We start from the raw sequence: 14,686 nt of genomic DNA, 5'->3' as shown, positions 1-14,686 counted from the left end.
GTTCTACTCGGTTTGGTCGCACTTTTTTATGCATTATGGTTTCGCGAACAGCTTCAGCGTTTCCCTGGTTTTGCCCCGGCGCAGCACCACTTCCGTTTCGCCCACCCGCTCGACAATGGCGTCGCCGAATTTCATACCCTGCCGCACCATTTCGCCATTAATCACGGCAACGCGGCGCCCGCCTGGTTCGCGCGATACCAGGATGGACTGCAGCTGCGGCGCGGCCGGCGCAGCGCCTTCGCCCGCCGGGCCTTCGCCGCCCTGCACGCCCAGCACGGCTGGCGGCCGGGTCGGGTCGGCCAGGTGCTGGGCCTGCACCGCCCCGCCCGCAGCCAAAAGCAGCAACAGCAGCAGCGGTCCGCCAGCCAGGATGGCAGCGCGGGTCTTCACAGCGATATCCATTTCGTATCCAGGCTGAGGGTATAGAGCGTCAGGGTCAGGCGCGCCTTGGGGTACTCCTGGGCGTCCAGCGTGGCTTTGCCCCAGAACAGCTGGGACGGCATGCGCTCCAGCGCTTCCATGTAGCTCACCATGTCCAGGTAACTGCCTTGCAGCACCAGCTGCACGCCATGCCGGTACAGCAGTTCCTGCTCCCTGGCCGGCGCGGCGGCCGCAGCCGCAGCGTTCGCCGCGCCCGGCGGCACGGCTGCGGACGCGGGCGGCGGCGCCGGCACCAGGCTGGCGGCCACGCGGTGCACGTCGTTGCCTGGCTGGCCAGGCCCGGTGCCCTCGCCCGGTTCGGCGAAGCGGCCATCGCTCATGCCGCGCGGCGGCAGCGTCTTCAGCGATACCAGTTTCAGTTTGCCGCCCTGCAGCAGCTGCTCCAGCATGCGGCTGATCCTGTCCGGCGCCACCAGGCCTTTTTGCATGGTGCGCAGCGTAGTGCGCATGGCGTCGTTCTCGTTCTTGAGCTTGGCCAGGCGGTTCTTGCTCCCCTGGTCCGGATCGACCAGCGCCAGGGCCTGGCGCTGCGCCAGTTCCACGTCGATGGCCGCCATTTGCTGCCGCTGCTGGTCGATCACGGCGGTGAGCGCCTTCTGGCGCGCCTGCGCCGGCTCGATCATCATGGTATAGATCAGGAACAGCAAGGCGGCGGCAGCGGCGCCGCAGGCCATGAGCCGCTCCCGCAAGCTTAGGGCTTCAACGCGCGCGGCCAGTTTCAACCATTGTTGCTTCATAAGCCCTCCGCTTTCGCGCCGGCCGGCATGGCTTGCAGGCTGAACTCAATGTACGGCGCCACGGCAGGTGCCGGCGGCGCTGCCGTGCCGCCCGGCGGCGCCGGATTCGGCGCCGGCGCCGCGGCCGGGCCAGCGTCCGCAGCCTTGGGCTGTGCCATTTCCAGCTGGCCGAAACTGGTGCCCTTCAGCACCGGCTCGCGCGACAAGCCGCTCAGATAACCCGGCAGCAGGCTGGCCTGCAAGGTCCTGCCCTGCAGGCCGATCTCGTTGCCCGCGCCGACAATCTGCACACCTGTCAGCCACAGTCCATCTACGCGGCTGCGCGCAAAAGCCTTGAAGTAAGCCGAATAGCCGCGCGTGTTGCCGAACTCGCCCTTGTCCAGGATGGCGGACACGGCCAGCAGCGCGCGGTGCTCCGCCTCGGCCTGTTCCAGTTCCTGCTGCACAGTGGCGCTGCGCTGGCGCGGCGCCAGCTCAGTGGCCGCCGCTGCCCTGCGCGCCTCGCGCGCGGCCAGCTCGTTCTTCACACTGTTCGCCTGCGCTTCCAGCGCGGCGGCCTGACGACGCGCCACCAGGCCCATGGCGATCCCGCCGACCAGCACCACAGCGAGCACGCCGGCCAGCGCGGCGGCGGAAAAGTAGTTTTTCTGCTTGAGGAAACGCGGATTGAACAGATTGATTTGCTGGCTCAAGCGCTTGCTCCTTCGTCGCGCAGCGCCGCGCCCAGCGTCATGAAATACCGCGCCTGCTGCGCGGCGTCGCGCAGTTCCGGCACCTTGTCCAGGTCCAGCACGCTGTCCAGGTCCAGCACTTCCACCGGCAGGTAGAGATTGCGGGCCAGGTACTCATGCAGCGCCGGGCTGCCGGTAGGCGCCAGCACCAGCTTGGACACGGCCACGTAGCTAAACTGGCGCTCGAAATGGTCCAGCGAGCGCTGCAGTTCCAGGGTGATGCGGTCGTGCAGCTGCTGCACCTTGTCGCTGTCGCTGCCGAGCAGCTGGGCCAGCGTCACGTCCATGCGGCGCGCCAGGTACAGCTCGCCGCCGAAGGTCACTGTCAGCAGGCCGCCGTCCAGGTCGAACGACAGCATGGCCACGCCGCGCCCTTCCGGCTCCAGCAAGGCCGACACATTGCGCTGCGCCATTTCGGGGATGTCGATGGCGGACAGGTCCACCTTGTGGCCGGCGAACAGGTTCTGGCGCGGCTCGATCACGCTGTTGCGGGCCGCTACGGCAAAGCACTGGTGGTTGTGCGCCGGCCCGTTCCTGGACACTGGCACGTCCACCACGTCCACGGTGGCGTCGGCCACGGGGAAATCGATCATGTCTTTCAGGCGCCAGCTCACCGCCGTCTTCATTTCCTCGGCCGGCACGTTGGGCGCTTCCAGCATCAGCAGCTGGTATTCGCCCATGCCAAGCAGGCTGGAGCACTGGTACTGCGCGGTGTTCAGGTCCTTGTGCAGGCGCGACAGGGCGGCGCCTGCCTGCTCGCGCGCGCCGGCCACGAACATCGCCAGCATGACGGCGGGCTTGGCGTTGCGGCGGCGCTCAATGCGCGCAGCCAGCACGCCGTCCGCATACAACGCGACAGCCAGCCAGCCCTCTTTCTTCTTCGCTTTTCCCCAGAAAATCATAACCGCGTCTCAATGATTTAGCGATGCATTCACAAACCATCGCAATGGCTTGATTATATTCAAGATTCCTGTCCCGTCGAGGCGATATTTTGCGCAGTGAAACAACTTTCAACAGCTTTTTGCCGAATGGAGACAAAAATTGCCCAAATGATGATCAATGCATTTCCCTGAGGTAAATGTACATGGCACGGTAGGCGCCGAAATTGAAGCGCGCCACGCCGCCGGGCAGCCAGGCCGGACTATTGTTGATCACGTCTCCGCTGCCGGCGTTGCCGATACCGGGCGCGGCGATCTTGACCGACGTCCTGCCATTGGCCAGCGTTCGCGTGCCTGCTTCCCCGGCCTGCAAGGCATAAGCGCAGGCCGCCGCCGCCGTGCCGCGCCGGCAGTTGACATAGGCCAGATCGGCCGGCAGCGCCAAGCTGCTGACGCTGTCGGCCACGGACGGCAGCCAGCTGCTGCCGTTGTAGAACTGGGCTTCCAGCTTCAGTGCGAGCGGCAGGCGGTCCGAGCCGTAGGCGTTGGCGATCTGCATGCGCCCGCTCACGATCAGCACGCCGCCTTCCAGCGCACCAGTCCCCAGAGAGGTGGTGCCGTCCGCATTGCTTTCAGTGCCACGGAAGTACACCGGGGTGGGCGGCACCCAGTTGCGCGCGGACGGCGCCGCGCGCGTGTAGGCATTGGCAGCCGGGAAGCGGTAGCTGGTGCGCCCCAGGGCGACACCGTCCGAGAATGCGGTACTGGCAACGGCGGTACTGGACAGCGACGAGCCGGCCGGCAGCGTGGGCGGATTGGCCGCGCTGCCCTGCGCGGTGCCGAAGGCGCCCAGCGTGACGGCGCGCGCAAACGCGCCGCGATAGTTGCCGGTGGTGGCGCCCTGCGAATTGCGTGCGGTGATCTGCACATCGAACGGCTGCTGCGAGTACGCCGCGCTGCCGACGCCGGCAGGACAAACCAGCTTGACGCCGCAAGGAAGCGGTCCCAGCGGCACCGTGTCGAAGTGGTGCGGATGGAAGCGGCCCACGTTGACCGGTAGCGCGATGACCTTCCCGGTGCCGAGATAATCTGCCAGTTGCACCGACATCTTGATGATGCCCACGTCATCATAGGCAAACTGGCCGCTGGCTACGCCGTTCGTAAAGGCGCCCAGCGCACCGCGCACGGTGACGTCGCCACTTCCGGACGACTCCCGCATATCGGGGAAGTAATTGCCGTCCGCATCGGTGGCCACCTTGAACGCCGGCAGGAGGGTAACCGGCTCGTCCTCGCGCCCGAAGTTGGGGGTGACCACCGGCACCGCCCCGCCGGACATGGCCTGCACCTGCACCACGAACCAGTCGCCGGCCGCAATGAAGCGCGGATCGCCCACCGACGCGGTCGGCGTGCCGGCCAGGTTGGTCATGACGGGCGAGACCCCGACGCTGGTAATGGGAGGCAGCCGCAGCTCGCGCGGCCGCGACACGAAAGGATCGGTGGTGCCGAGCTTGCCGGCCTGGTCCATCATAAGCAGTTCGATCCGGCCCACGTCGGCGTAGTTGAAATCGTAGATCACCGGGCTGGTCGGCGAATTGCCGGGCAAGACTACGTCGCGGTAGGTGCTGCCCCAGGTGGCCGAGGCCGGCGGAGGCACCAGGCCGCTCTGCGCGCACAGCTCCAGCTGCCAGCCTGACGCGCCGCGCGGCGTGAGCGTGGCACGGCGGCCGTTGGCGCTGCCCGGATTGTGGCACGACAACGCAAATTTCATCTTCAAGGTGGTACTGCTGGTATCCAGGCTGGTAGGCACGTCGTTCACCACGTAGGTAATGTACATGGGTATCGGTTCGTTGGCGATAACCTTGTCGCCGTCCAGCGAGAGCGGCTTGCAGGGCTGCGCTGCGCTGCCGAAGGGCTGGCCGTGCACGCAAACAGTATCCGTAAACAGGTACACCGGCGCGATGCCGCCCTGCCCCACGCGCACGCTGACGGTGGCGCTGTTGTTGCTGCCGTCGTAGTCGAACAGCGAGCCGCTGACGCGCGCCGTGTTGCTGACCAGGCCGCTCGCGTTGGCAGTGGGTGTCACCCGCAGCTGGATGGGCGGCAGCGTGGTCCCGGCCGCCAGCGCGCCGCTGTAGGTGCAGGTCACCACCTGCGAGGCCATGGTGCAGGTCCAGCCGGTGCCGGTGGCGCTGGTGTAGATCAACGAGGCCGGCAGCGTGTCCCGCACGATGATGGGCCCGGTCTCGGTCAGCGGCCCGTTATTGCCCACCGTGATGGTATAGATACTGGGCAGCGAGGGCGTGAGCGTGTTATTCAGCGTCATCGTGATGTTGCGGTCGGTGGCCGGCACATTGGGCGCGGCGATGATCTCGGCGTTCACCACCACCAGGTCCTGACCCGAGCGGTAGGTGGTGGTGGCCTGCGTGTCGCCGCCCTTGATGACAGGCGAACGCACCGTGTAGGCGTCGAAATCGATGCCGTAGGAGGCCAGGTCGCCGTTGATGTTGCTGGCCGAATTGAACTGGTTGTCGCCGTTGTTGACGCTGTCCTGCATGGCCACGCCGTTGTACTGCAGGTACTCGCTGTCGTTCAGCGTGGCGTCGCCTTCCCAGGTGATGTGTCCCACCCGGCCAGTCACCGTGCCGATCGGATCGGGAATCTGGAAATTGCTCAGCACCAGGGACTGCGCCGAGTTGTGCACGTACTGCAGCCCCTCGTAGATGTTCAGCACCCGGAACGTCTCGCTCGGCAGCGAATAGACCACCAGCAGCTGGAAGCCGCCCAGCACCGCCTGCGAATTGCAGTAAGTGGCACTGTTGTCGATGGTGAGCCCGCCCACGGTGTACGTAGCGTTGCGCCTGAGCTGCACTTGCGCGGTCACATCGTACGCGCCAGCAAAATAGACGCTGCCGGTGGTACTGGTGGTGAACTGGCGCGCAGCCAGGGCGGTGATGCTGGTGCCGTCGAAGTTGACCGTATAGTCCGGCGTGGTGCTCGAACCCGCCCAGTACAGGTGCGCGCTCAGCACGGTGGAACCGGACGGCAGGCTGTTCAGCACCATGTTCTGCGTGCCGGTGTTGACGGAGCAGGCATTGCCGCCATTGCTGCCGCTGGGATTGGGCAAGGTGCGCATGGTCTTCTGCGTACCCGTGAAATTGATGTTGCCGGCAAAGGCCCGGAACTGCTTGACGGGTGTATCGGCGCGCGCCGGTACGGCCGCCAGCATAACCAGACCCAGCCAACCCACGGCTGCCCATGACAGTGCACTGCGCATCGCCTGCCTTAGAACTGGACGGTGACCACGCGCTGCACGTAGTCGGGCGACGTGGGTGCAGGGTTGGGACAGGCGCCGCCGGCCGGCTGGTTGCAGGCCGTGGCGGTGATGGTGGTCACGAGCGGTTTGCCGTCCGCGAAACCGGCGGTCGGCGTGGCGACGCAGCGCACCGTGACAGTGAAGCTCGCCATCGTGGGCGCGGCGGCCGGCACGAACGATGTGGTGCCGCACTCGTTGGCCTGCGTGTTGCGGTACAAGCCGTGCTCAACGCCGGAGCGCGCCGCCTCGTAAGCGCGCGAGCCCAGCAGGTCGAGCGCCGAACTGATCTGCTGGCCGGTGGACAGCGTGACGATGGCCGCGCCCAGCGCCGACAGCACCACCAGCAGGAAGATGGCGGTCACGATGCTGACGCCGGCCTGGTGCCGCAGCCGCAGCGGAGTGGCGGTAAATATAGGCTTCATGGGGTGTTGTCCACGTGAACCTGACGCACCAGCGTCACGCGTTCCCCGTTGGGGTGGCGCAGCGTCAGGGTGATGGTAACCAGCGCGGCCTGCATGGTGGCCAACTGCGCGGCGCGGAATTCGCAGGCCGCCACCATGCCTGCCATCAGCTGGCCCGTGCCCGCCACCGGCGCGGGCACGTCCACATTCTGCGGAATCTGGCTGCTGAAAAAGCGGGTCAAGGTTCCGGTGCCCCCGCCGCTAGGCAAGGCGCATTGGTAGGTCACCGCGCCAGTCACCACCTGGAAGCGGGACTCAGGAGACGGCATGGACGGGTTCGCACTGGCGAAGGGATTCGTGTTCATGCTGACGCGGGTGCCGTTCACGGCTGTCACCTGCGCCGCGTTTTGCATGGTGTAGGCGTCGGCCGGGGCCTGACCACGGCCGAGGTTATAGACCACGATGAAGTCGCCCGGCACGATGGTCTGCCGCCCCGTGGGCGCAGCGCCGGCCATGTCGAACGCGGTGGCGGCCAGGTTGTTGAAGTCGAGCGGCAGCACGCCGGCGGGCGGCTTGTCGCGCACGTCGATGTAGCGGCCGCCGGTCTTGGTCAGCAGGAAGCCCACGCTGCGGCCGTCGCCGGACAGCAGGATGGAATTCGGCAGCGCCAGCCTGAGCTCGCGGCTCATGCGGCGCATCATCAGGTCGGCCGTGTCGCTCAGCTCGGCGCGCGCGGCGGTATCGACGTAGCTCTGCACCGGAGCACGGATGAACACCGCCACCATGCCCGCCACGATGCCGGTGATGACGATGACGATAATCGCCTCGACCAAGGTAAAGCCGCGCGCGCGGCGCCGGAAGTTCAGCTGCCTCATGGCGCCGGCTCCGGGCTGACGGGGCGGTTTCTGGGCGCGTAGCGGGTGCGGAAGCTTTCCAGCACCACGCTTTCGGTGTCGTAGCTCACGTTCACGGTGATGCGCAGGGCCGCATCGGCGGGCACTGTGCCGATGGCAGCATTGGCGACCGCCACGGTGGCGGTGTAGCCCGCAGGGAAGGTGTTGCCGGAAATGTCGTTGCTGTAGGCGACCGGCGCGCCGTTCGCGCTGCCGTAGTCGTTCACGTTGTCGTAAGGGCGCACGGCACCGGGCTCCTGGCCAGGCCCTTCTGCCCTGACGGCGCAGTCGGCCGCGCTGCTGGCGGATTCGACGGCCGGATCGCTGAAATCGCACCAGGTAAAAGCTGCCAGGCGTACCTCTTCCATCAAGCCTTCGGCAATCGCCATGGCCTGCTTGCGGCGCGCGGGGTCAGCGCTGCTGCGGGTGTTCAGCGTGAGCACCTGCAGGATGCCTACCACGGCAACGCCGACGATGACAATGAAGATAATCAGCTCGACCATGGTCAAGCCGCGCTGGCGCCGTTTAATAGACATAGCCAGTCTGCGTCGTCACGATGACATTGTGATTCAGCCCGTCGCCGGTGATAACGACGGTCTGCGTGGGCAGGCTCTGTCCGCCGGTTGCCAGGAAGGGCTCACCGGACGGATCGAAAAAGAAGCCGGGGTGAGCGGTGATGCTCAGGCCGGAAGGCACGCCCTCGCAAGCCCAGGCAGTAACGTTGCTGCAACGCTGCCGCGTGGCGCTACTGTTGGAGTTCGTGCCCGAGGCAGGCAGCACGCGCTGCGCACAGGTAGCAGGAGCGTCATAGCACAAAGCCACGCTGGCGCCATCCAGCCGCACAAAGACATTCCGGTTCTGCGCGATCGCCAGTTTCTGCCCAAAGCGGATCACACTGCGCACCTGGTCGGTGTACGACACCGCTTCGAATCCTTGGCGTTGGAAGAATCTGGGGGCCGCTACCGCGCCGAGCACACCAATGATTACCATGACGATAATCAGTTCTACCAGCGTAAACCCAAACTGCCTGGCGCCGGGGCCAGGCAGTTCTGCGGCGGGCCGAAGCAGCGCCATGCAACTAATGGAACGATTAGCAGGTAGTAGTGGTAGCCGCACTGACGACGCCAGTGCTTGGAGTGTAATTGAAGAAGCAGGACGTCGTCGTGGTGGAAGTAGCCGCGATGACCACTGGATCTACACCTGCATTGATGGAGTACTCCGTGGTAGCCAAGCCTGCAGCGCTGGCAATGTCGGCAGCGACAGGGTAACCGGCAGCGTTGACCGCGACGTTAACGCCGCCCTCCATGGCGACGTTACCCGCGATTCCAGTACCGCCAGCCAACCAGCGCCCATGAACAATCGCCACCGCGCCCGCAACAGAACCACGCGCGGCCTGCAGTTTGGCACGACGGGCATCGCCACCCAAGTCGGCGAAACGCGGCAGCGCCGTCGCGGCCAGGATGCCGAGGATGACGATCACGACGATCAATTCGATCAAGGTAAAGCCTGCTTGTGCGCCACCACGCAACGAACCGATTTGTTTGTTTTGCATTGAATACTCCAACTTAGTCTGAAAGAAAATGTGAAAGCCGTGCAGTCAGTATGTATAACGACCTCAGCTTCCGTCAACTTGAATCAGGGCTACGCTGCCGCTGTGGTCAGGCGCTCCATCCGGCTTGGCGGTTTTTGTGGGCAAGCGGCTGAATTCTACCCTGAAATACCAGCGTTCATTAGCCTTGTCGGGAAAACTTTTTTTCCCTCTGAACACATATACAAGCATGCGCTTGTTTCGCACGAAATACCAATAGCCCGGTGCTAAGCTATTTGCTGCCAGACTGTCAATCTCGCCCACGTAATTTTCAGGCACGCTCGCCAGCAGGCCAATTGGATTCAAGCCTTCCAAACCCGCCAGTTGCGCACGCCTTTCCTGCACCGTCGCCTCAAGAGCCTTGCCGTACAAGGCGCTCCGCATATTTGCGACCAACAATTGCGCGCCGGCCCGCTCGGCTTCGTCTTGATAAAATGCCAGCCGCTGAAGCAGTACCGCTGCCAGCACGCTGAATATAATGGCAACCACGCCCAATTCGAGCAGGCTGAAACCGCCGACCCGCCGCCGTTGCGGCGAAACTACACATTCAATCGAACGAGCCCGCTCGCTCATCAGTGCAAGGCCGCCTGCCCCAGGTTCCAGATCGGCAAAAATATCCCCAATGCGAGCACCAGCACCATCGCCCCAAGGAAAGTAATCATGATGGGCTCGATTTGAGATGCCAGCGTCTTCAATTCATAATCGACTTCGCGCTCGTACATTGCCGCAATCTCATCCATTAAATCGTCCAGCGCGCCGGATTCCTCGCCTACCGCAATCATTTGCAGCACCACCGGCGTAAATATGCCTGCCGCAATAGAAGTGCGCAAGATGCTGTCGCCGCGCTCGACGCTGTCGCGCATCTGCTCGACGCGGGAGGACAAATAGGCGTTATCGACTGTCTGCGACACCACGGTCAGCGCCTGGACAATCGGGACGCCGCTGCGACTGGACAGTGCGAAACTGCGCGCGAAGCGGGCCATGGTGGCCTTCTGGATAATCTTTCCCGCAATGGGGAAACGCAGCTTGCCCCGGTCCCAGGCAAAGCGTCCACCGGGCGTGGCGATCCAGGCTCGCACGCCGAAGAGACCGGCGATCGCCACCACCAGTAGCACCGGCCAGTACTCGACCGTGAATTTGGATGTTCCAATCAGTATCCGCGTCATCAAGGGCAACTCTGCGCGGAAGCTCTCGAACACTTTCTGGAATTGCGGAATGACAAAGATATTCACCACGATCATCGCCAACGTCATGGCAATAATGACAAAGGTCGGATAGCGCGTTGCGCTCTTTACGCGGTTCTTCATTTCCCGGTCGAATTCCAGGTGATCGAACAGGCGCAGGAACACGTCGTCCAGGCGACCCGTCATCTCGCCGACCTTCACCATGGACAGGTAGAAATTGTTAAACACTTCTGGATGGCGCCGCATGGCTGCCGACAGCTCGCGGCCCGCGTCCAGCGATTCGCGCAGGTCCTTGATGACGCGCCCGAAGGACTTGCTGATAGCGGATTCCTGCAAGCCCGCCAGCCCGCGCATAATCGGCACGCCCGATTTGAGCAAGGTGTAAATCTGGCGGCTAAATAGCTGGACGTCCATCGAATTCACCTTCTTCTCGGTCAGCTGGGTCCACCAGTTCCCGCCGTCCGACTTGACGGCCTGGCGGGTGAGCGTGATTTCCACCGGCGTGACCCCGGTGCCGAACAGCTGGTCGGCCACGGCATTGCTGTCGGCGCCTTCCAGCACCCCTTGCAACAGTTCGCCGCGCGCGTTGCGGCCCTTGTAGGCGAAGAACGGCACGTCACTCCTCGTACTGGTTGCTGATGCGCATGGCTTCAGCGATGGTGGTGCGGCCCTGGATCACCAGGTGCACCGCGTGCCGGCGCAGCGTTTCGCCGCGCATCTGCGCGTGCGCCACCTTCATGAAGTGGCCCGCATCCGTGCTGTGCGACGCGTCCACCACCGCCTGCGTCATCTCCAGCAGCTCGTACACGCCAGTCCGGCCGCGATAGCCCATGCCGTTGCAGTGCGAGCAGCCCTTGCCGTGGAAATAGCGCGCCATGTCCACCTTGTCGTTCAGCTCCAGGCGCAGCCATTCGTGCTCGGTCGGGGTCGGCGTGTATTGCGTGGTGCAGCTTTCGCAGATCACCCGCACCAGGCGCTGCGCCAGCACTGCCTGCAGCGAGCTGCCCACCATATAGCGCGGCACGCCCATGTCCATCAGGCGCAGCGGGGTGCTGGCGGCGTCGTTGGTGTGCAGGGTGGACAGCACCAGGTGACCGGTCATGGCGGCGCGCAGGCCGATCTGCGCGGTTTCCTGGTCGCGCATCTCGCCCACCAGCACGATGTCCGGATCCTGACGCAGCGCGGAGCGCAGCACGCGCGCGAAATTCAGTTCAATCTTGTCGTTCACCTGCACCTGGTTAATGCCGGCCAGGCGGTATTCCACCGGGTCTTCCACGGTGATGAGCTTTTTCTCCACCGAGTTCAGCTCGGCCAGCGCACTATATAAGGTGGTGGTCTTGCCGGAACCGGTGGGGCCGGTCACCAGCACCAGGCCGTTGGGGCGCTGCACGATGGCGCGGAACTTCTCGAGTATGCCGCGCGGCATGCCGATCGCGTCCAGCCGCAAGTTCATGCCGCCCTGGTTCAGCAGACGCATCACCACCGATTCGCCATACTGCGTGGGCATGGTGGAAATACGCACATCGATGCGCTGGTTCTTCACGCGCACGGCGAAGCGGCCGTCCTGGGGCAGGCGCTTTTCGGAGATGTCCAGGTCCGACATGAGCTTCAGGCGCAGCGCCAGCGCGGGGGCGATCTTGATGTCGGCCTCGGTCTGCAGGTGCAGCACGCCGTCGATGCGGAAGCGGATCTGCAAGCGGCTTTCCTGCGGCTCGATATGGATGTCCGAGGCGCGCACCTGGGTGGCGTCGTCGAACACCGATTGCAGCAGCTTGACGATGGGCGCTTCTTCCAGGCCGGGGTTGGCGGCCAGCGCGCCGAAGTCCACCGACACGTCGCCCAGATCCTGCTCCAGCTCTCGCGCCAGGTCGGTGATGTCCTCGGTGCGGCGGTAGATGCGGTCGATGGCTGACAGCACTTCGGTCTCGTTGACCACCGCCAGCTCGATGTTCTGGTGCACCAGGCGGGCGATTTCGTCGTAGGCGAACAGGTCGGTGGGGTCGGCGATGCCGACCAGCAGCGAGCCCTTGCGGTCTTCCAGCACCAGTGCGCGGAAGCGCCGGGCCTGGGTTTCCGGCAGCAGGCGCACCACTTCCGGATTGATGTTGTAGAACTTGAGGTTGATGTAGGGGATGTTGAGCTGGCGCGCCAATGCCCCGGCAATCTGCTCCTCAGTGACGTAGCTGCTTTCAATGAAGACCCGGCCGAGCTTGCGGCCGCTGCGCTTCTGTTCGGCCAGCGCCAGTCCCAGCTGTTCCTCCGTCAGCAGCTTTTGCTGCACCAGGATTTCCCCTAAACGGACTTTTTCGGGCCGAGCCATACACTACTCCAGACGTTGCACAATGGTCGCGGCCATTTTATTCCAGATCAGGCAGTTTCTACGAGTAATATGTGCTGCCTGCTGGCTAAACCAGTCCGATATTTGCTACAGTGCTCATTAGTTACTCATCAGTACGGCATTCAACCTCCATGGCCCTCGACCACTTCAACCTGTCCCGTCCGCCGTTCAGCGCCTTGCCCGACCCGGCCTTCCACTACGAAGACGCGGCGCGGCGCGAGTTGCTGGGCGCCTTGCAGTACGCGCTCAGGCTGGGCGATGGCGTGATCAAGGTGACCGGCGAGCCGGGCAGCGGCAAGACCATGCTGTGCCGCGTGCTGGCGAAAAAGCTGGCCCAGGCGGCGCCGCCGGTCCGGGCGCTGCTGCTGGAGCGTCCGGTCAACACAGCGGGCATAGCGCTGTCGCCGCAGGATGCGGTGTGCGCGATAGCGCGCCAGCTGGGCCTGGACCCGGCGGGCCTGCGCAGCGACGAGATCATGCGCTTGCTGCATTCCCGTCTGGCGGCCGAGCGCGCGGCCGGCAAGCTGGCGGTGCTGCTGGTGGAAGAGTCGCAGGCGCTGCCGGCGGACACGCTGGAGACGCTGCGCCAGCTGACCAATCTGAGCGAAGGTCCGCACAATCTGCTGCCGGTTGTCCTGCTGGGGACGCCGGAGTTGAGCAATGTGCTGCGCCAGCCGAAACTGCGCCAGCTGCGCGAACGCATTACGCTCAGTTTCGTCCTGCCGGCGCTGCCACCTGAACTCGCGCCCGAGCTGCTGGCTTGCCGCCTGCGCGCAGCGGGGCATGCGGACGGTGCCCTGTTCCAGCTGGACGCCGCCAAACTGATCGCCCGCACTGCCCGGGCCGACCTGCGCGCTGTGATGGCGCTGGCTGCCAGGTCAGTGGCCGTGGCCGCCGAGGCCAGCGCGCCCGCCGTGGCCATGCTGCACGTGCGTGACGCCATCAAGGGGAGCTCGGGCCATTCGGTGTTCGATGCTGCGCCGGAAGCCCTCTCCCCCGTTATCAGCGTCGCGCCACTGCCGCAGGTTACGGCCATCGGCCAGGATGAAGCGGTGCCGCAGGCCGAAGTGATGCCGGAGCCTGCCCCTGAGGCTGAAGTGATGCCGGAGCCCGCGCCGGACGCCGGAGTGACGCCCTTGCCCGCCGCGGCGCCCGAGGCAACGCCAGTACCGGAACCGACGGCTGCGGCAATGCCCGGTCACGCGCAAACGGCTGAAGTACCGCCGCTGCACCCTCCGGCCTTCGACGCCACGCAAGCGCCAAATCACGCAACCGAAGCGATGCCGGGGCCGGCACCTGCGGCCGACATGACGCCCGTAGCCGCGCCAGCTGTGCCGTCGACGCCGCAACGCGCCGTGCGCCGCAGCGCCCTAATCGCAAGTGCTGCCATGCTGGCTGTCGCTGGCGCCGCTACCGCCGCCTTCTTGCTGCGCCCCGCCGCCGCACCTGTCCCCATCGTTGCCGGCCAGCCGGCCCCGCCTGCAGCGGTGCCAGCGCGGCCGCCGGTTCAGATGGCGCTAGCGCCAACAGCATCGTCTGCCATGACGACAACTGCACAGCCACTCGTTGCCGCTTCTGTGAGTACGTCCGAGGCGCCCGCAACAGCCGCCCCACCGGCGGTGGCGGCTTACACCCGTGGCCTGGCGGAGGACGCGCCAGCGAAGCCTGCCGCGGTAGCGACGGCAGTATCGGCCGAGCCACCCGCACCTCCGCCTGCGCCCCGCAAACCCACCCTGCTCAAGCAATCCCTACTCGCCAGCAAGACCTGGCTGCGCGACGAGCCCGAGAACAACTTCTGCGTGCAAATTGAGAACTTCCCTGCCAGCGAGCCCGCCCGCGTCGAAAAATTCCTCGCGGACACCCGGGCCGCGATGGGGCTGAGCGAAGTCCACACCTACCCCATGCTCATTAACGGCGAACGCCGCATCGCCATCGTCTACGGCAGCTTCGCCTCCGCTAAAAAGGTGCTCGAAGTACAAGCCACGCTCGCCGAGCGCTCCGGAACTCACCACAAAATCCGCACCATCAAGGGCATACGCCAGGCAATCGCCAAGGCGGACGGCAAAAAACAGGCGAACTCAACAAGTTAACAAACGGAAATTGAATTGTGCGCCCCTGTTGTTGTTTTTGTTAGATGATGCGGGTTGACGTTTCAAAATTACAATATTTCGCTTGCCTGGGG

The 14,686-nt window shown here is 64.9% G+C and carries 14 protein-coding genes; 1 reads left to right on the top strand and 13 read right to left on the bottom strand.

Features of this window, described 5'->3' with window-relative positions; translation table 11 throughout:
- Positions 1–33 precede the first annotated feature (33 nt).
- The 13 genes from ASC94_RS00410 to ASC94_RS00350 all read right to left on the bottom strand — a co-directional run bounded on the left by ASC94_RS00410 (position 34) and on the right by ASC94_RS00350 (position 12,486).
- Positions 34–402 carry an MSHA biogenesis protein MshK gene (locus ASC94_RS00410; RefSeq protein WP_229417118.1) on the bottom strand — a complete coding sequence of 123 codons (369 nt, stop codon included), beginning with the start codon at positions 400–402 and terminating at the stop codon, positions 34–36.
- Positions 387–1,178: a type II secretion system protein GspM gene (gspM, locus tag ASC94_RS00405; RefSeq protein WP_056389130.1), complete on the bottom strand. Its 792-nt coding sequence runs from the start codon at positions 1,176–1,178 to the stop codon at positions 387–389. The genes ASC94_RS00410 and gspM overlap by 16 nt, the downstream gene beginning before the upstream one ends.
- The gene (locus tag ASC94_RS00400) at positions 1,175–1,870 is read right to left on the bottom strand and encodes a hypothetical protein (protein WP_056389127.1); all 696 of its coding nucleotides are present in this window, start codon (positions 1,868–1,870) and stop codon (positions 1,175–1,177) included. The genes gspM and ASC94_RS00400 overlap by 4 nt, the downstream gene beginning before the upstream one ends.
- Positions 1,867–2,811 (bottom strand): hypothetical protein, encoded by a 945-nt coding sequence (locus ASC94_RS00395; RefSeq protein ID WP_056389125.1) that lies wholly within the window; start codon positions 2,809–2,811, stop codon positions 1,867–1,869. The genes ASC94_RS00400 and ASC94_RS00395 overlap by 4 nt, the downstream gene beginning before the upstream one ends.
- A gap of 154 nt (positions 2,812–2,965) precedes the next feature.
- Positions 2,966–6,013 (bottom strand): DUF11 domain-containing protein, encoded by a 3,048-nt coding sequence (locus ASC94_RS00390; RefSeq protein WP_056389122.1) that lies wholly within the window; start codon positions 6,011–6,013, stop codon positions 2,966–2,968.
- Between the two features lie 56 nt (positions 6,014–6,069).
- Positions 6,070–6,522, bottom strand: coding sequence for a hypothetical protein (locus ASC94_RS00385; protein WP_056389118.1), 453 nt, complete (start codon positions 6,520–6,522; stop codon positions 6,070–6,072).
- Positions 6,519–7,376, bottom strand: coding sequence for a prepilin-type N-terminal cleavage/methylation domain-containing protein (locus ASC94_RS00380; protein ID WP_056389116.1), 858 nt, complete (start codon positions 7,374–7,376; stop codon positions 6,519–6,521). Before ASC94_RS00380 ends, ASC94_RS00385 begins: the two co-directional genes overlap by 4 nt.
- Positions 7,373–7,930 (bottom strand): prepilin-type N-terminal cleavage/methylation domain-containing protein, encoded by a 558-nt coding sequence (locus tag ASC94_RS00375; RefSeq protein ID WP_056389114.1) that lies wholly within the window; start codon positions 7,928–7,930, stop codon positions 7,373–7,375. The genes ASC94_RS00380 and ASC94_RS00375 overlap by 4 nt, the downstream gene beginning before the upstream one ends.
- Positions 7,920–8,468, bottom strand: a complete 549-nt coding sequence (locus ASC94_RS00370) for a prepilin-type N-terminal cleavage/methylation domain-containing protein (protein WP_056389111.1) — start codon at positions 8,466–8,468, stop codon at positions 7,920–7,922. Before ASC94_RS00370 ends, ASC94_RS00375 begins: the two co-directional genes overlap by 11 nt.
- Positions 8,469–8,484: 16 nt before the next feature.
- Complete coding sequence (locus tag ASC94_RS34110; RefSeq protein ID WP_056389108.1) at positions 8,485–8,946, bottom strand: type II secretion system protein; 462 nt, start codon at positions 8,944–8,946, stop codon at positions 8,485–8,487.
- 63 nt (positions 8,947–9,009) lie between these two features.
- Positions 9,010–9,555 (bottom strand): type II secretion system protein, encoded by a 546-nt coding sequence (locus ASC94_RS00360; protein WP_056389104.1) that lies wholly within the window; start codon positions 9,553–9,555, stop codon positions 9,010–9,012.
- Positions 9,555–10,781, bottom strand: coding sequence for a type II secretion system F family protein (locus ASC94_RS00355; RefSeq protein ID WP_056389100.1), 1,227 nt, complete (start codon positions 10,779–10,781; stop codon positions 9,555–9,557). The genes ASC94_RS00360 and ASC94_RS00355 overlap by 1 nt, the downstream gene beginning before the upstream one ends.
- 1 nt (position 10,782) lies before the next feature.
- Entirely contained in the window at positions 10,783–12,486 is a 1,704-nt protein-coding gene (locus ASC94_RS00350) for a GspE/PulE family protein (RefSeq protein ID WP_056389097.1), read from the bottom strand.
- A 149-nt stretch (positions 12,487–12,635) separates the two neighbouring features.
- On the opposite strand from ASC94_RS00350, the gene ASC94_RS00345 reads away from it, so the two are divergent.
- Entirely contained in the window at positions 12,636–14,594 is a 1,959-nt protein-coding gene (locus ASC94_RS00345) for an AAA family ATPase (RefSeq protein WP_056389094.1), read from the top strand.
- The last annotated feature ends 92 nt before the right edge of the window (positions 14,595–14,686 follow it).

Origin of the sequence: Massilia sp. Root418, assembly GCF_001425265.1 — a bacterium.
Lineage (GTDB): Bacteria > Pseudomonadota > Gammaproteobacteria > Burkholderiales > Burkholderiaceae_D > Rugamonas.
This window is presented reverse-complemented; position numbering and strand designations above follow the sequence as displayed.